Origin of the sequence: Synechococcus sp. CCAP 1479/10 (assembly GCF_019038515.1) — a bacterium.
Classification (GTDB): domain Bacteria; phylum Cyanobacteriota; class Cyanobacteriia; order PCC-6307; family Cyanobiaceae; genus Cyanobium.
The window spans coordinates 22,473-38,348 of sequence record NZ_JAFKRJ010000003.1 but is presented as its reverse complement, the minus strand read 5'-3'; the positions used below and the strand labels follow the sequence as shown (position 1 = coordinate 38,348).

16 protein-coding genes are annotated in these 15,876 nt (G+C 67.0%); 8 read left to right on the top strand and 8 right to left on the bottom strand.

The annotated features are described in order from the left end of the window. Positions 1-30 precede the first annotated feature (30 nt). Together KUG39_RS00750 and KUG39_RS00745 are read right to left on the bottom strand one after the other, a co-directional pair. Complete coding sequence (locus tag KUG39_RS00750; protein ID WP_286192822.1) at positions 31-609, bottom strand: DUF2808 domain-containing protein; 579 nt, start codon at positions 607-609, stop codon at positions 31-33. Positions 610-635: 26 nt separating this feature from the next. After that, positions 636-1,916, bottom strand: coding sequence for a glutathione S-transferase family protein (locus KUG39_RS00745; protein ID WP_216912095.1), 1,281 nt, complete (start codon positions 1,914-1,916; stop codon positions 636-638). A gap of 116 nt (positions 1,917-2,032) precedes the next feature. Here KUG39_RS00745 and cpcB (KUG39_RS00740) point away from each other — a divergent pair, with 116 nt between their 5' ends. The 4 genes from cpcB (KUG39_RS00740) to KUG39_RS00725 all read left to right on the top strand — a co-directional run bounded on the left by cpcB (KUG39_RS00740) (position 2,033) and on the right by KUG39_RS00725 (position 5,446). Continuing rightward, entirely contained in the window at positions 2,033-2,551 is a 519-nt protein-coding gene (cpcB, locus tag KUG39_RS00740) for a C-phycocyanin subunit beta (protein ID WP_094584041.1), read from the top strand. A gap of 201 nt (positions 2,552-2,752) precedes the next feature. Further along, positions 2,753-4,162, top strand: coding sequence for an ammonium transporter (locus KUG39_RS00735; protein WP_286192821.1), 1,410 nt, complete (start codon positions 2,753-2,755; stop codon positions 4,160-4,162). A gap of 14 nt (positions 4,163-4,176) precedes the next feature. Then, positions 4,177-4,515 carry a P-II family nitrogen regulator gene (locus KUG39_RS00730; RefSeq protein WP_094584039.1) on the top strand — a complete coding sequence of 113 codons (339 nt, stop codon included), beginning with the start codon at positions 4,177-4,179 and terminating at the stop codon, positions 4,513-4,515. A gap of 208 nt (positions 4,516-4,723) precedes the next feature. Next, entirely contained in the window at positions 4,724-5,446 is a 723-nt protein-coding gene (locus KUG39_RS00725) for an SDR family NAD(P)-dependent oxidoreductase (RefSeq protein WP_216912161.1), read from the top strand. 6 nt (positions 5,447-5,452) lie between these two features. Here KUG39_RS00725 and hemN read toward each other — a convergent pair whose 3' ends face one another. Together hemN and KUG39_RS00715 are read right to left on the bottom strand one after the other, a co-directional pair. Further along, complete coding sequence (hemN, locus tag KUG39_RS00720) at positions 5,453-6,823, bottom strand: oxygen-independent coproporphyrinogen III oxidase (protein WP_216912091.1); 1,371 nt, start codon at positions 6,821-6,823, stop codon at positions 5,453-5,455. 77 nt (positions 6,824-6,900) lie between these two features. Further along, on the bottom strand, positions 6,901-7,590 hold the full coding sequence (locus tag KUG39_RS00715) for a biliverdin-producing heme oxygenase (protein ID WP_216912090.1): 690 nt from the start codon (positions 7,588-7,590) through the stop codon (positions 6,901-6,903). 149 nt (positions 7,591-7,739) lie between these two features. Between KUG39_RS00715 and KUG39_RS00710 the strand changes: the two genes are divergently transcribed. From KUG39_RS00710 to KUG39_RS00695, 4 genes are all read left to right on the top strand, one after another. Continuing rightward, positions 7,740-8,165 (top strand): hypothetical protein, encoded by a 426-nt coding sequence (locus KUG39_RS00710; RefSeq protein ID WP_216912088.1) that lies wholly within the window; start codon positions 7,740-7,742, stop codon positions 8,163-8,165. 203 nt (positions 8,166-8,368) lie between these two features. After that, entirely contained in the window at positions 8,369-9,409 is a 1,041-nt protein-coding gene (locus tag KUG39_RS00705; RefSeq protein ID WP_216912086.1) for an L-lactate dehydrogenase, read from the top strand. A 262-nt stretch (positions 9,410-9,671) separates the two neighbouring features. After that, the gene (locus tag KUG39_RS00700) at positions 9,672-10,250 is read left to right on the top strand and encodes a beta-class carbonic anhydrase (RefSeq protein ID WP_216912084.1); all 579 of its coding nucleotides are present in this window, start codon (positions 9,672-9,674) and stop codon (positions 10,248-10,250) included. Between the two features lie 49 nt (positions 10,251-10,299). Further along, positions 10,300-11,595: a bifunctional o-acetylhomoserine/o-acetylserine sulfhydrylase gene (locus KUG39_RS00695; protein ID WP_216912082.1), complete on the top strand. Its 1,296-nt coding sequence runs from the start codon at positions 10,300-10,302 to the stop codon at positions 11,593-11,595. Between the two features lie 84 nt (positions 11,596-11,679). On the opposite strand, the gene cpcA is transcribed toward KUG39_RS00695, so the two are convergent. From cpcA to KUG39_RS00675, 4 genes are all read right to left on the bottom strand, one after another. Beyond that, on the bottom strand, positions 11,680-12,171 hold the full coding sequence (cpcA, locus tag KUG39_RS00690; protein ID WP_216912080.1) for a C-phycocyanin subunit alpha: 492 nt from the start codon (positions 12,169-12,171) through the stop codon (positions 11,680-11,682). A gap of 38 nt (positions 12,172-12,209) precedes the next feature. Further along, complete coding sequence (gene cpcB, locus KUG39_RS00685) at positions 12,210-12,731, bottom strand: C-phycocyanin subunit beta (protein WP_106222827.1); 522 nt, start codon at positions 12,729-12,731, stop codon at positions 12,210-12,212. Positions 12,732-13,175: 444 nt separating this feature from the next. After that, complete coding sequence (locus tag KUG39_RS00680) at positions 13,176-14,420, bottom strand: cysteine desulfurase (protein WP_286192820.1); 1,245 nt, start codon at positions 14,418-14,420, stop codon at positions 13,176-13,178. Positions 14,421-14,895: 475 nt separating this feature from the next. Further along, positions 14,896-15,825 carry a family 2A encapsulin nanocompartment shell protein gene (locus tag KUG39_RS00675; protein WP_216912078.1) on the bottom strand — a complete coding sequence of 310 codons (930 nt, stop codon included), beginning with the start codon at positions 15,823-15,825 and terminating at the stop codon, positions 14,896-14,898. Between the last annotated feature and the right edge of the window lie 51 nt (positions 15,826-15,876).

Sequence of the window (15,876 nt, the reverse complement as noted above, 5' to 3'; positions counted from 1 at the left end):
GCGCGTGCCCAGCCACGCCGGCCGATTCACTCACCAATCATTGGGCTGGTAGATCCTCAGGGTCCCCACCCCCACCGGACTGGGCACCGGCCCCGGGCCGGCAGGGATCGCCGTCACCTGGAAGAGGTAGGTGTCGGCCTGGACGGGGTTGAACCAGGGCCGCAGCGACACCGTCACCGTCGCGCCGGGGGGGACGGGCTCGGGGAAGCTGAGGTCGAAGCGCCGGGCAGCAGGATCGAACGCGGCCTGCACCGGGATCCGGCGCCCCTCACGGCGGGGCACCCCGAGAAAGGCGCGGGTCCGCTCGACGGCAAACGGGAACTGCCAGTCGGCACCACGGGTCTGCTGGATGGTCATGCCGCCGAGGGAGGCCCCCGCCCCCTCATCGAGGCTGAGGGTGAAGAAGTACTCCGCGGGCGACTGGCCCACGTTGGTGGTGTAGCTGGTGAGGGTGACCTTCCAGGGGGCCCGCACGAACTGGGTGCGACCGCCCAGTTCCAGGGCCTGGACGGCGGGAGCGCCGGCCGCAAGGGCCAGGCTCAGCACCGCCAGCGGCGGCACCACCCGGCTGAGGCCCGCCAGGGAAGCACGACCCGAAATGCCTGCCATGGCCTCCAACACCATCGAGGCCAACGCTAGGGGGCGGTGCCGAGGGGCCGGCCCGCGGCGGCAAGAAAGGGGGACGGATCCTGGTCGCGGCGATGCTGCACCGGGATCGGCTCCCCCGCCGCCGAGGGAGCGGCCGGATCGAGACGGGCCGTGGCCTCCAGGGAGCGGCGCAGCAGGCGGGCCGCGTGCAGCGGCATGTCCCTGGGCACGCTGATGCGATCCCTCAGGTAGCGCAGGCCACGGGCCGACCCGGGGGGAGGCGGGCAATCCTGGCCGGTGATCAGCCGGGTGAGGGCACAGCGCAACGGTCGGTCGAAGCCATCGGATCCGAGCGGATTGCGCGCCAGCAGGGGCCCACGGTGCCGGAGCACCCGGGCCAGGGCCACGGAGGCCGCGTCGGCCGGCTCGCCCTGGCTGGTCTCGGGATCGGACCCGGGTGGGGCCACGATCGGCCAGGGGCCGGCGTCGATGCGGTCGGCGAGATTCCGCTGCTCGCCGCTGCCGCTGGCATAACACCCTCCCATCTGGGGGGGCAGGTCGTGGGCGTGGGTGTGGAAGTCGCTCTGGGTACCGAGGTAGGTGGAGCGCTCCTCGAGAGCCCGGAACCAGCGATCGATGGCGGGATGGCGCTCCCGCAGCAGGTAGCCCTTGTAGTAAGCCAGGCTGGCGTTCATGCGCTCGACGTAGGGCACGAAGATCAGGTCCACCGTGCCCAGCTCCCCGACCAGAAACGGTCCTGGCTCGGCCTCGAGGGCGCTCGCGAACCGTTCGGCCCAGCGATCGAAGCCCTCCCGGCCCCGGGCCTCGTCGGCGGGCCCCCGGGCCGGGACGCAGAGCCATTGGCACCAGGCCCGGAACAGCTGACGCTCCAGCTGGCGCAGCGGCAGGGCCACGGACGAGTGCATCGCCGGCCCCAGGGGGCCGAAGCTCTCCTCGAGGGCCTCGAGGATGCGGTCGCTCTCGGTGATCAGACGACCATCGAGCTCGAGGGCCGGCAGCATGCCGCTGGGGACCCGCTCGGTGTACCAGGGCTCCTTCCGCCCGTAGCAGAACATCGTCACCTTGCTGGTGCGATGGGGAACCTGTTTCTCCTCCAGCCACAGCCAGACCTTCTGGCAGTAGGGGCACCAGGCGTGGTGGTCGCGGTACAGCGTGACCCGGACCTCAGACTCCGGGCGACCGAACAGCCGCAACCGGGCCTGGGGGCTGGTGGGACCTGCGGTCGGATCGCTCGGCGCCTGCCCGGCGGCCAGGGCCAGCGCGCCCCAGTCCATCGGCTCGGGAGGCATGCTTGCGGGGCCGGCCATGCAGAGGCTTTGGGGCCAATCACCCTAGTCAAGCTGCCAGGGGCGCTGGCTCCGGGACCTCGCACAACCCCGGCCGGCGAATCTAAAGTTCACATCCACGCTTCCAAGCAGCCCCCATGTTCGACGCCTTCACCAAGCTCGTCGCCCAGGCCGACGCCCGCGGCGAATTCCTCAGCCCCGGCCAGATCGATGCCCTGGGCGCCATGGTGGCCGAGAGCAACAAGCGGATGGACACGGTCAACCGCATCACCTCCAACGCCTCCAAGATCGTCACCAACGCCGCCCGCGACCTCTTCGACCAGCAACCCGCCCTGATCGCCCCCGGCGGCAACGCCTACACGCACCGCCGCATGGCCGCCTGCCTGCGCGACATGGAGATCGTTCTGCGCTATGTCACCTACGCGATCTTCACCGGCGATGCCTCCGTGCTTGAGGATCGCTGCCTCAACGGCCTGCGCGAGACCTACCTGGCCCTCGGCGTGCCCGGTGCCTCCGTGGCCGAAGGCATCCGCAAGATGAAGGACGCCGCCATCGCGATCGCCAATGATCGCAACGGCATCACCCCCGGCGACTGCTCCGCCCTGATGTCGGAAGTGGGCACCTACTTCGATCGCGCCGCCGCCGCCGTCGCCTGATCTGAGCGTCCGCCGCGACCATCCCGCCGGGGCACTGCCCCGGCTTTTTTGTGACCGTTCACTGGCCGGAGGGCCTGTTTGTTCGTTTGGCTACACAACCATCCTTCCCCAGCGCTGAGGGTGAAATTTGCCTTTCCCAAGGTTCACCCCCCTTTCCCGATGCATGGATCACCGACTGGTGCATCGACGTCATCCGCATTGATGACCTTCGATCGCCTTCGCGGCCGCTTTCTGGCTGGGCTTCAGGATCAACGGCTGAGGAAAATCGCCTTCTTTCTGCTGGCGGTGGGGGCCGGCATCGGTCCACTGCTCGCCGGCTCGGCCAAGGCGGCCCTGGCCATGGCTCCCACCGATGGGGCCGACACCCTCTTGATGCTGGTCGGTTCGGCCCTGGTCCTGCTGATGACCCCTGGCCTGGCCTTCTTCTACGGCGGCTTCACGCGGCCCAAGAACGTGCTGAACTGCATGATGATGAGCTTCTTCCTGATGGGGCTCATCGGGGTCCTCTGGGTGGTGATCGGCTACAGCCTGGCCTTCGACGTCGGCTTCGGCAGCCCCTTCATCGGTGGCCTGGGATCGATGTTCCTGCATGGCGTCGGCGGTGAACTCGGCGACCAGCCCCTGGCGGCAGGCTTCCCGATCAGTGCCACCTCCTTCGCCCTGTTCCAGGGCATGTTCGCGATCATCACGCCGGCCCTGATCTCAGGCGCCCTGGTGGAGCGGGTCAGCTTCAAGGCGTGGTTCTGGTTCTGCCTGATCTGGAGCCTGCTGATCTATTCCCCCATGGCCAAGATGGTCTGGGGCGGCGGTTTCATCGGTCCGTTCGGATCGATCGGCGCCATCGATTTCGCCGGTGGCACCGTGGTCCACATCGCTTCCGGCGTGGCGGCTCTCGTGGCCGCGGCCATCATCGGCCCCCGCACCACCTGGCCCAACAGCAAACGCCCGCCCCACAACGTGCCCTTCATCCTGCTGGGGGCAGGCCTGCTGTGGTTCGGCTGGTTCGGTTTCAACGGAGCCAGCATGTTCGCCTCCAAGACGGCAGGGTATCCCTTCCTCACCACCACCACCTCCGCCTCGGCCGCCCTGCTCACCTGGTGCCTGATCGAATGGTTCAAGGACGGCAAACCCACGGCCGTTGGAGCAGCCACCGGTGCCGTTGCCGGCCTGGTGGGCATCACCCCGGCGGCAGGGTTTGTGTACATGGAGCAATCGCTCCTGATCGGCATCCTCACGGCGGTGGTCTGCTTCATTGCTGTCAGGGTGAAGGCTGCCATCCAGTTCGACGATTCCCTTGACACCTTCATGGTCCACGGAGTGGGCGGGACCGTGGGCGCTCTGCTGACCGGAATTCTTGCCTCCAAGGCGCTTGTGCCTGCGGATTACTTCCCCTTGTCGGCCAAGATCCTTGAGGAATCAGGAAATTTCGGCCTGTTCATCGCCCAGTTCAAAGCCGTTATCCTCACCTATGGATTTGTCGCTCTCGGCACGGCTATTATTCTCTGGATTCTTGGGGCCCTGATGCCACTCCGCGTCAGCCCTGAAGAGGAAGAGCGCGGTCTCGACTTCGTGGCTCACGGGGAAGAGGCGTACGATCCAATGACCAACTGACGACCAAACCTTCCATGAAAATGATCACGGCCATGGTCCGCCCCTCCAAGGTGGATGCCATCAAGACTGCCCTCGTCGCCCTTGACATCATCGGCATGACGGTCACCGACTCCCGTGGATTCGGTCGCCAGAAAGGCCAGGTCGAGCGCTACAGGGGAACGGAGTTCACCGTCGAGTTCCTGCCCAAGGCAAGGATCGAGATCGTCGTTCCCACCGCCAAGCTGGACGCGGCGATCGCCGCCATCACCCAAGCCGCCCACACCGGTGAGATCGGCGACGGCAAGCTCTTCGTCACCCCGGTCGAATCGGTGATCCGGATCCGCACCGGCGAATCCGGCGAATCCACCCTCTGAGCAGCGGCCGCCGACACCGGCGCGTCCACCGTTCACCACCCGGAGCTGGCCATAACGGTCAGCTCCTTTTCTGTGGGCACCTGACGGACTCCTGATGGGATTCCGGCGGACCTCTGTGGGGCTCCAGTCCGTCTCCCGCAGCCGTCCCGCAGGCCCCCGCCCCGGCCATCCGCCAGGATTTCCGGACCCGCCGCCGCCGTCGCCGGCCATGGAGCAGCCCCGCACCCTGCTGATCAGCGGCGCCAGCCGGGGTATCGGCCGGGCGATCGCAGAACGGGCCCTGGCCGAGGGCCATCGGCTCAGCCTCGGCCTGCGCGATCCCGCCGCCCTGGCGGAGGGCCCGCTGCGGGAGGCCGCCCGTCAGGGGGGCCACCGGGTGATGGTGCATCCCTACGACGCCCGCGACCCCGGCCAGGCAACGGCCTGGGTGGCGGCGACGCTGGCCCACTTCGGCGCGATCGACGGGGTGATCCACTGCGCCGGGCTCTTCTCCCGGCTGGGCCTGCTGTTCGCGCCGGGCGGCGAAGGGGAGATCGAAGACCTGTGGCGCGTCAATCTGATGGGCCCCTGGTGGCTCACCCGGGCCGCCTGGCCGGCGCTGGTGGCCAGCGGCGACGGCCGGGTGATCACCCTGGTGTCGATGAGCGGCCAGCGGGTGAAGGGTTCCCTGGCGGCCTATCCCTGCAGCAAGTTCGCTTTGATGGCCCTGTGCCAGTCGATGCGCAACGAGGGCTGGGACGCCGGGATCCGGGTGACGGCGATCTGCCCGGGCTGGGTGAACACCGCCATGGCCTCCCAGGTGACGGCCCTGCCCGCCGACGCCATGACCCAGCCCGAGGACCTGGCCGCCCTCACCGCCCAGCTGCTGCGACTGCCCGCCAGCGCCGTGCCCTTCGAGCTGAAGATCAACTGCGTGCTGGAACCCTGCTGAGGCGGCTCAGATCAGCCGCGAGCCGGAGGCCGCCTGGCGCTGGGAGGGGTCGAACACGGCCGCCACGGTGCGGATCAGCCAGCGGCCCGCGGCGGTCACCTCCACCAGGCCCCGACCATCGGCCTGGCAGAGCCGCACCAGGCCGTCGTCGGCCAGGTCCTCAAGGGCGGCCCACTCGGCGGCGTAGCGCTCCGGGTCGATCGCCACCCGGAAATGGCACATCACCTGGCGGATCAGCTCCCGCCGCTCCAGCACCTCCGGATCACTCACCACCAGCCCCCGCTCCACCGGCAGCTGGCCGGCGGCGATGCTGGCGGCATAGGCCTTGAGATCCCGCTGGTTCTGGCTGAAGAGCCCGGGGAACTGGCTGATCGCCGTGGGACCCACCCCCAGCAGCTCCAGCTCCCCGCCGGTGGTGTAGCCCTGAAAATTGCGGTGCAGGCGCCCCTCTCTGGCCGCCACGGCCAGGCTGTCGCCGGAGAGGGCGTAGTGATCCATGCCGATGGCGTCGTAGCCGCAGCCGCCCAGGCGCGCGGCGGCACTGTCCAGCATCTGCAGTCGCTGGCGCTGGCTGGGCAGATCCTCGGCGGCGATTTTCCGCTGCAGGGGCAGCTGCTCGGGCAGGTAGGCGAAGGAGAACAGGGACACCCGGTCGGGGCGCAGGTCCTGCACCAGGGCCAGGGTGGCGTCGAACCGCTCAGGCGTCTGCAGCGGCAGACCGCAGATCAGATCCACGTTGACGCTGGCGAAACCCGCCTCCCGCATCCAGCCCATGGCCCGGCGCAGCTGGTCCACGGGCACCACCCGGTTCACCGCCTTCTGCACCAGGGGGTCGGCATCCTGGATGCCGAAGCTGATCCGCGTGAAGCCCAGACGGCGCAGCTCCATCACGTCCTGGCGGCTGAGGGCCTCCGGATTCACCTCGATGGAGGCCTCCAGATCGCTCTCCAGGTCGAAGTGGCGCTCGATCAGCTCCCAGAGCCGCCGGCGCTCGGGGATCGTCAGATAGTTGGGGGTACCCCCGCCCCAGTGCAGCTGGGCGAGGCGACGGCGCTGGCCGGAGTGGCGGCTGATCAGCTCCAGTTCCGCGGCCAGGGCCTCCAGGTAGGGTTCCACCACCTTGGAGCCGGCGCCGGTGGTGATGCGGTTGCAGCCGCAGAACCAGCAGGCGTTGCGGCAGAAGGGCACGTGCACGTAGAGCGACAGCGGCGCGTCGGTGGGGCGGGCCAGCTGGACCTCCAGATCGGCCGCGCTGACGCCCCCGTGGAACGCGGCGGCCGTGGGATAGCTCGTGTAGCGGGGAACGGGCCGGTCGTGCTTGAGCAGCAGGTCGATCGGGGTGGTGGGACGGGGGGAAACGGTGGCCGCAGGGGTCATGGGGAGGGGATGGGAGCGTGGCGGGAGCAAGAGGGGACAGGGGGGGCGGCCGGTGCGGCCAGGGGCGCGCGGGGCGGCTAGGCGGCGAGCTCCCCCAGCTCCGCCAGCAGCCGCTGGGTGTCGTGGAAGGCGATCACCGATTCCTCCAGCAGTTCCAGCTCCTCGTCTGCGCTGAGGTCCATCCGTTCGATGGCGTCATGCAGCTCCTGCTTCAGCACGGGGATGGGGCGCTGGAACTGCCAGAACTGCAGGGGCGGCAGGCCCTGGTCCGCGAGGATGGCGTTGGCCTGCTCGGCCAGTTGCTGGCCCCCGGAGAGGTCGCCGCCGTAGCGCACGTAGACGTGGGCCATGAACCGGTGCGGGGCCTGCTGGGCCAGGCGCTGCAGGTGCTCCAGCCAGATCTCGGCCGCCGCGGAAGCGGGCGTGGCCGGGACAACGGCCAGCCGGGCGATGTCCTGGTGCAGGGCCTGGCTGCGGGCCAGGTCGGCCCAGGGGAACCCCTCGGCTCCCAGGGCGGCCGCGAGCTGGGGGCCCCGGGCCTCGATCAGGCCGTAGGCGGGGGCGAGGGCGCGGATCAGGGCCGCCAGCTGGCGGGGGTGGGCCTGCCCAGCCAGCAGCGACCGGGAGAAGGACATGCCCTCGGCCTGGTGGTGGGCGGCACCGATGCGGCCATGGAGGCGACGCACCCGGGGGCCGAACCCCTTGCGGGCGAGCACATCGGCGGGGCCGGCATGGTCGGAGATGGCGACAGGGACGGCGGTGGTCATGGGGAACGGTGCTGGGGGAGAACGGGCCCGCGAGGGGCGCTGTTGCCTACGGTATAACGGTACTGTTGTTCCATGCTTCTGTAGCAACAAAATCGTTGCAGCCTCCGCATCCGCTCCCCGCCCCCATCCCCTCCGCGCCCCTCTCCGCCATGTCCGCCACCACCCAGGTCCCACCCACCGCGCCCCTGCGCTCCCTCTCCTTTCTGGTGGCCCCACTGGGGCAGCTCAGCGGGGACGGCCAGCTGCGGGAACTGATCGAGGAACGCCGTCAGCGCAAGGGCGCGGACGTGGAGCTCTGGTATCTGGGACAGGATCTGGTGGAGGAGCTGCGCCTGGCTCAGGCCTTCCGCCATCCCCCTGCGAAAGACCAGGAGCGGACGCGGCCACAGGGGCCCATCGAAGCGATCGTGGCCGGCGACGCGGCGGTGATCACCTGGCTGCAACTGCGCTTCGGCGGCTGCGCAGGCACGCTCGCTCTGCCGACAGGCTGGCTGCAGGAGCGGGCGGCAGCACTGCCGCCCGGGGCGCCGGCCGCCGACACCGCCACCAGCAGCGCTCGCGCCGACAGGGGATAGAGGGGGGATCCCGGCGCCGGGGGCCACCGGTGGCCGGCCGCGGGGAACACCCCCGGCTGTGGTCCCGGAGCCGTGACAGCGACGCTCAGGGGTGTTTCCGTTGGGCTGACGGCCCGATTCCCAGGGCGGAGGCGCAGTGAACCCGACCGCAACGAACCCGACCGCAACGACCCGTTCGAGCCACCCCCAGGCCCCTGCCGCCGGTGCCTGATCTCACCCCGGCCGTCGGCGACGCCTCAGCCGCCCCCTTCTGCAACCTGCTCCTGCCCACCGGCGCCCAGGCGCGGGGTCGCACCCTCCCCGGCCGCAAGGTCGTGATCGTGGGCTGCGGCGCCGTGGGCATGGCCTGCGCCGTGGCGATCCTGCACAGGGGCTGTCAGGAGGAGCTGGTGCTGGTGGATGTGGCCCATGACCGGCTGGAGGGGGAGGTGATGGACCTCTGCCATGGCCTGCCATTTCTGCCCCGCACCGACCTGCGGGCCGGGAGCGTGGAGGAGGAGGGACGGGATGCCGATCTGGTGGTGATCACCGCCGGTGTGGCCCAGCAGCCGGGCCAGTCGCGGCGGGAGCTGATCGAGCGCAATGCGGCCCTGTTCCGCAGGCTCGTGCCACCGATCGCGCTCCACTGCCCCCGGGCGGTGCTGCTGGTGGTGAGCAACCCGGTGGATGTGCTCACCCACATCGCCGGCCAGCTGAGCGGCTTCCCCGCCCACCGGGTGATCGGCTCAGGCACCGTGCTCGATTCGGCCCGCTTCCGCATGGCCATCAGTCGCCGGCTGGGCATCGATCCCCACGACGTCCAGGCCTGGGTGATCGGCGAACACGGCGATTCCGAGGTGCCGGTCTGGAGCCGGGTGACGGTGGCTGGCTCCGGGCTGGTGGATGGGGGCTGGGAAGGCAGCCGCACCCTGGCGGATCCTGAGCTTCAGGAGCTGTTCCACGCCGAAGTGCGCCAGGCGGCCTACGAGATCATCCGGCTCAAGGGCAGCACCTCCTGGGCGATCGGGCTGGCCACCGCCGAGATCGTCGAGGCGGTGCTGCGCAGCAAGGACCAGATGCTCACGGTGAGCAGCCGCAGCCACGGCCACTACGGCCTGCCCGATGTCTGCCTCAGCCTGCCCACGATCGTCAACGACAGCGGCGCCGCCGCCCTGGTGCAGATGGCCCTGACCGAGAAGGAGATGGGGCAGCTGCGCCACAGCGCCGAGGTGCTGCGGGGGATGCTCGATGAGGCGGGATTCTGAGGGGGAGCGAGGTGTAGTCGCAGCGCAGCGACCATGTGGTCAGGACAACGCGGCAGTCCCGCGGACTCGTGCACTCTGGTGGGGTTCTCGATAAGAGAAGGGTTGGGCAAAGGGGGAGGGAGGATGTCTATCCTTTCTTCCTTTTTTTTGTCCATTGCAGAGCACCTGCCGCAGCGTTGGTTCGTCCTACAGGGTGTCGCCTGGACGACGCGTCGACCCTCGCCTTTGACAGAGAACGGATCCATTGCTCTTGAAGCCGACCATGGGCGAACGCACCGAAATTCTGGAGGCCAATGCTGGGTATGCATCCAGCTTTGGAGACAAAGGATCACTGCCACTTCCACCGGCACGGAAGCTGGCACTGCTCACCTGCATGGATGCACGTCTGTTGCCTTCCAGGTTCGCTGGACTTCAGGAGGGGGATGCGCACGTGATTCGCAATGCGGGTGGCAGAGCCAGTGATGATGCGATTCGGTCGCTGGTGATTTCCTACAAACTGCTCGGAACCAACGAGTGGTTCGTGATTCACCACAGCAACTGCGGCATGGAGTTGTTCAGCGGGGACACGATCACCGAACTCCTGTCCCGCAGTCTGGAAACGGCTGTGCTCGGGTCCAACGGCTTTGAGGACGTGGGCCCCGGGCCAGGATCGGAGGCCGCCAGGGACATCGACTGGCTCACGATTGAGGACCTGGATCGCAGCGTGGTGGAGGACGTCCGACGGATCCGTGAGCATCCCCTGGTGCCCGGCCGAATCCCCATCCACGGCTTCATCTATCAGGTGGAAACCGGCGAGCTCCGCGAGGTACCGGCCGCCGCCGCCATCGGGGCCCCCCGCTGACGCATCGACCTTCCGACCGATCCTTCGCCCCCTCACCCGAGTTCCCTTCATGACCCAAGGCTTCGCCACCCGTCAGATCCACGCCGGCACAACCCCGGACCCCACCACCGGCGCCCGGGCCGTGCCCATCTATCAGACCACCAGCTACGTCTTCCGCGACACCGAACACGCCGCCAACCTCTTTGGGCTGCGGGAACTCGGCAACATCTACACGCGGATCATGAACCCCACCCAGGCAGCCTTCGAGGCGCGGGTGGCGGATCTTGAGGGAGGCGTGGCGGCCCTGGCCACCGCCAGCGGCCAGGCGGCCGAAACGCTCGCCCTGCTGAACCTGGCCGAACACGGCGGCCACATCGTCGCCAGCACCTCCCTCTACGGCGGCACCTACAACCTGTTCGCCTACACGTTGCCGAAACTCGGCATCGAGGTGAGCTTCGTTGACGATCCGGATGACAGCGAAGCCTGGCGGCGTCAGATCCGACCGAATACCAAGGCCTTCTTCGGGGAAAGCATCGGCAATCCCAAGGGCGACGTGTTCAACTTCGAGGCTGTCGCCGACGTGGCCCATGCCAATGGAATTCCCCTCGTGATCGACAACACCCTGCCCACGCCCTACCTGCTTCGCCCACTGGAGCATGGCGCTGACATCGTGATCCACTCGGCCACCAAATTCATCGGAGGCCATGGCACGGCGATCGGCGGGGTGATCGTGGACGGGGGACACTTCGACTACGAAGCCAGTGGGCGCTTCCCCCAATTCACCACGCCAGATCCCAGCTACCACGGCCTCGTGTTCAGCCAGCTGCCGGAGGCCCTGCACCCTGCCCGCTACATCCTGCGGGCCCGGGTCACGCTGCTGCGCGACCTCGGCCCAGCCGTGACCCCGTTCAACTCCTTCCTGTTCCTGCAGGGTCTGGAAACCCTTTCGCTGCGCCTGGAGCGGCATTCCAGCAATGCCCTGGCGGTGGCCCAGTGGCTGGAGGCCCGCCAGGACGTGGCTCGGGTGGTCTATCCGGGGCTTGCCAGCAGCCCCTGGCACCAACAGGCCAGGCGCTATCTCCCCCGGGGCCAGGGGGCGATCGTCTCGTTCGAGCTTCCCGGAGGCCTGGAGGCGGGCAAGCGCTTCGTGGAGGCCACCGAACTGTTCAGCCACCTGGCCAATGTCGGCGACGTGCGCAGCCTGATCATCCATCCGGCGAGCACAACCCATAGCCAGCTGAACGAGCAGCAGTTGGCGCAAACCGGTGTCACAGCCGGTCTGGTGAGGCTGTCGGTCGGACTGGAAACACTGGAAGACCTCCTCACCGATCTGGAGCGGGGCTTCCGGGCGACCAGGCAGCAGTGAAACCCTGCCGGAACCTGCCGGCGGCAACGCCAGCAAAAAGGGGCCCTGGCAGGGCCCCCGGTGGTCTTGCGTGGAAGGTGATCTTCAGATCAGGGCGTTGATCGCGTAGTCGATGTAGTTGTTGGCGATGACGCCGGGGTCTCCGGAGATGCCGTGGTTGGCCTTGATGTGGTTCAGGGCTTCCACGTACCAGGAGGGGGAGAGCTCGAAGGCACGGTTGATTTCGTCGAGACCGGCGATCAGGTACTCGTCGAGGGGGCCGGTGCCGCCGGCGACCAGGGAGTAGGTGATGTGACGGAGGTAGTAGCCGATGTCACGGGAGCACTTGGCCTTGCCGCGGGCATCGGAGGCGTAGTTGTTGCCCTGCAGCTGGGTGGTGTAGGGAAACTTGTTGTAGACGGCCTGGGCGGCACCGTTGACGAGTTCGTCAGCCTTGGCGGTGAGGGCCTTGGCGGCCTCAAGGGCGTTCTTGGCGCGCTCGTAGCGACCGAAGGCGGCGTTCAGCTCGGTATTGCTGAGGTACCGGCCCTGGGAATCGGCGGCAGCAACGGCTTCGGTGAGGGGAGTCTTGGACATGACGGGAGGAATTGCAGAGGTGAATGGGTGGAACGACGTCAGCTGACGGCGGCGGCGGCGCGGTCGAAGTAGGTGCCGATCTCAGAGGCCAGCGCGGAGCAGTCCCCCTGGGTGATGCCGTTGCGGTCGAGCACCAGATCGATCGCTGCGCCCTTGATCAGGCGAACGCCTTCGGCCACCGACGCTCCGGGCACACCCAGGGCCAGATAGGTTTCGCGCAGACCGTTGAGGCAGCGGTCCTCGAGGACCGAAGCATCCCCGAGATAGACCGCGTAAGTGACATAGCGGAGGATGATGTCGAGGTCGCGAAGGCAGGCGGCGACGCGACGGTGGGTGTAGGCATTGCCGCCGGGCGCGATCAGGGCGGGCTGTTGGGCGAACAGCTCGCGGGCGGCGTTGGTGACGAGGGTGGAGGCGCTGGACGTGATCCGATTCACGGCATCCAGACGCTTGAAACTGTCGGCGACGACGCCGGAAAGAGCATCCAGCTGGCCGGAATTGAGAAACTCGCCGCGGACATCTGCCTGGGCGATGAGCTTGGTGAAAGCGTCGTAGGTCATGACAGTGACTACTTCTCCCGATGTGGGGATGAGGTTGTTTGAAAGTTACGCGTACCACTCCGGCCGAATGATCCGGCCAGGAGGGTTCATCGCGTCCAGACATTCTCGTCACCTAGGGGCTGCTCTTTTCCCATTAACTTCACAAATGGTCATCACATTTTTGGCCATTGTAGCTTCAACCACAATGGCGAATGTGGACCCGATAGCCTGATCTGGCAAGAGAAGGATAACGTGCCCCCTGTTGTAGTTCTGGCCACTCCATCTTGAACCGACGCTTACAACGACCTACCCGGATCCCCTGGCAAGCCGATCTGTGGGGAGGCGGGATCCAAAGTGGTTCTCACGGCTGAAACAGAGGTGCACCGATCGTCGCCCATGGCTCGTTGGTCGCGGCTTCCGTTCGCCCGGGAACGTCCCTCCCCGGGCCTCCAGCGGGACGTCAGCTCAGGCAGCCAGCCGCCGCAACGCAGCCACCAGGGAATCCACGTCGCTGTGGGTGTTGTAGAGGCCCAGGGTCGCCCGCACAGTGCTCTCCACCCCGAAGCGACGCAGGATCGGCTGGGCGCAATGGTGGCCAGCGCGGACAGCGATTCCCTCCTGGTTGAGGGCCGAACCCACCGCCTCGGGTGCCTGCCCATCGAGCAGGAACGAGAGAACACCAGCCTTGTGATCGGCACGACCAAACAACCGCAGGCCGGGAATGGCGAGCAGCAGAGGCGTGGCATAGGCCAGAAGATCCTGCTCGGCACGATCGATCGCGTGCATGCCGATCCTCTCCACGTACTCCAGGGCCGTGGCCAGACCCACGGCGTCAGCGATGTTGCCGGTACCGGCCTCGAAGCGCTGGGGCGGATCCTGGTAGTGGGTGCGCTCAAAGGTGACGTCACGGATCATGTTGCCGCCCCCCTGCCAGGGGGGCATCGAGTGCAGCAGATCGCGCTTTCCGTACAGGACGCCGATGCCGGTGGGCCCGTAGATCTTGTGACCCGAGAACACGTAAAAATCCACATCCAGGGCCTGCACATCCACCGGCGTGTGGGCGATGCCCTGGGCCCCATCCAGCAGGACCAGGGCGCCATGCCGGTGGGCGATCGCGACCATCTCCTCAACCGGAGGGATCGTGCCGAGGGCATTGGACACCTGGGTGAAGGCGACCAGTTTCGTGCGGGAGTTGAACAGATGCTCGTACGCCTCCAGGATCACCTGGCCGGTGTCATCCACCGGGGCGATCCGCAGCCGGGCTCCCTTCTCATGGGCCAGCTGCTGCCAGGGAACGATGTTGGCGTGATGCTCCAGGTGCGTGAGCACGATCTCATCGCCCGCCTCGATGTGACGCCGACCCCACGACTGCGCCACCAGATTGATACCCTCAGTGGTACCTCGCACAAACACGATCTCCTCGCTGCTGGCGGCATGCAGAAATCGGGCACAGGTTGAGCGGGCCTGCTCATAGGCCTCGGTGGCGCGCGCCGCCAGCTCATGGGCCGCCCGATGGATGTTGGAGTTTTCGCTGCGGTAGAAGCGCTCCAGCCGCTCGATCACCGCCAGTGGCTTCTGGGTGGTGGCGCCATTGTCCAGCCACACCAGTTGCCGCCCGTGGATGGGCTCCTGCAGGATCGGAAAGTCGCGCCGCAGGTAGGCCGGATCGAGGGGTTGCGCCGTGTGGGAAGCCTGCTTGGTCAGGTCCAACGGCGAGAACTCCGCTGGTGCTACTGCCAGGGCCTCGGGTAGGGGTGACTCCGAGGTGGGGAGTCGAGGGGGGGATGGGGCGCGTTCTGCCATGAAGTAGGGCAGGTCCATGGCCACGGGGAACTGGCTGATCACCCCGTGCAACGAAGGGAAGGGATGGGGAATCTCAATGGCGAGGGGCTTCAGTGTGCGGGGATCTGCCCTTTCAGGCACCGCCTGGGGAGAGAGATGGGTTGCGGAGACGTCATCGCGCAGTTGACGGTCCACATGGAGCTCGGATCCTCCCGAAACGGCCTGGCTCATTGGCTGGTCTGTGGAAAGACCATCCGATACAGCGGGGTCAGGGACAACGGATGCAACGGATAGGGATGGATGGCCAGACAGCTGGGCCTGGATCAGCTGGGCCAAACGGCCCAACTCCGCCTCACTCGGGAAACCGTACGGAATGGCAACCTCGTCACGGGCCCCGTGATGATCAGCGGTAGTCATGCTGGTAGTGATGGAATTTGTCCACTTCAACGTTTTCGAGCACGGCGATGGCGTCTTCTGTGAGAACGGCCAGTGAGCAGTAAAGCGAAATCAGATAGGAGGCGATCGCCTTGCGTCCGATACCCATGAATTTCACCGACAGGCCCATGCCCTGTTCGCCGGGAAGGCCTGGCTGGTAAAGACCCACGACGCCCTGGCGAGCCTCACCGGTGCGCAACAACAGAATGCTGCTGCGTCCCGCCTCGATCTTCAGCTTGTCGCTGGGGATGATCGGCAGGCCCCGCCAGGTGATGAAGGGTGAGCCATAGAGGGTGACCGTCGCCGGAGGAACACCACGACGGGTGCATTCCCGGCCGAAGGCGGCAATAGTACGGGGGTGCGCCAGGAAAAAGGCCGGCTGCTTCCATACTTTGGTGATCAGTTGATCGAGATCATCAGGAGTGGGCACACCACTGATGGGCTGAAGGCGCTGGGAGGGAATAACGTTGTTGAGAAGCCCATACTCCTTGTTATTAATCAGTTCACTTTCCTGCCGCTCCTTGATCGTTTCGATCGCCAGCCTCAGCTGCTGCTGGATCTGATCATGGGGATTGCTGTAGAGATCGGAAATGCGGGTATGAATATCGACCGTCGTCGTGACGGCACTGAGAAAGTACTCACGGGGTTGCTCTTCATAATCAACAAAGGTTTCAGGAAGATCGATCTCATCTCGCTGTGAGCATGCCGTGAGGACTCGGGACTCATCCTTGACCTTGTTGACGCGGTAGATGCCGGCCTCAACCCCAACCCAGGACAGCATCGGCACCAACCATCGCGGCGAAATGCCGAGCAGTTGAGGGACGGTCTTGGTGGCATTCGCCAACTGGCGTGCCGCTGCATCACCTAAAGCGAGATGGGACGATTTGCTGGTTGCCATGGAGATTCTATCAAGCAGTGGAAAAAACTAAACTCAGAAAGCCGATTGGGA

Coding starts and splice junctions, on each gene's coding strand:
- KUG39_RS00750 (WP_286192822.1), bottom strand. CDS start 609: ATGGCAGGCATTTCGGGTCGTGCTTCCCTGGCGGGCCTCAGCCGGGTG.
- KUG39_RS00745 (WP_216912095.1), bottom strand. CDS start 1,916: ATGGCCGGCCCCGCAAGCATGCCTCCCGAGCCGATGGACTGGGGCGCG.
- cpcB (WP_094584041.1), top strand. CDS start 2,033: ATGTTCGACGCCTTCACCAAGCTCGTCGCCCAGGCCGACGCCCGCGGC.
- KUG39_RS00735 (WP_286192821.1), top strand. CDS start 2,753: ATGACCTTCGATCGCCTTCGCGGCCGCTTTCTGGCTGGGCTTCAGGAT.
- KUG39_RS00730 (WP_094584039.1), top strand. CDS start 4,177: ATGAAAATGATCACGGCCATGGTCCGCCCCTCCAAGGTGGATGCCATC.
- KUG39_RS00725 (WP_216912161.1), top strand. CDS start 4,724: ATGGAGCAGCCCCGCACCCTGCTGATCAGCGGCGCCAGCCGGGGTATC.
- hemN (WP_216912091.1), bottom strand. CDS start 6,823: ATGACCCCTGCGGCCACCGTTTCCCCCCGTCCCACCACCCCGATCGAC.
- KUG39_RS00715 (WP_216912090.1), bottom strand. CDS start 7,590: ATGACCACCGCCGTCCCTGTCGCCATCTCCGACCATGCCGGCCCCGCC.
- KUG39_RS00710 (WP_216912088.1), top strand. CDS start 7,740: ATGTCCGCCACCACCCAGGTCCCACCCACCGCGCCCCTGCGCTCCCTC.
- KUG39_RS00700 (WP_216912084.1), top strand. CDS start 9,672: ATGGGCGAACGCACCGAAATTCTGGAGGCCAATGCTGGGTATGCATCC.
- KUG39_RS00695 (WP_216912082.1), top strand. CDS start 10,300: ATGACCCAAGGCTTCGCCACCCGTCAGATCCACGCCGGCACAACCCCG.
- cpcA (WP_216912080.1), bottom strand. CDS start 12,171: ATGTCCAAGACTCCCCTCACCGAAGCCGTTGCTGCCGCCGATTCCCAG.
- cpcB (WP_106222827.1), bottom strand. CDS start 12,731: ATGACCTACGACGCTTTCACCAAGCTCATCGCCCAGGCAGATGTCCGC.
- KUG39_RS00675 (WP_216912078.1), bottom strand. CDS start 15,825: ATGGCAACCAGCAAATCGTCCCATCTCGCTTTAGGTGATGCAGCGGCA.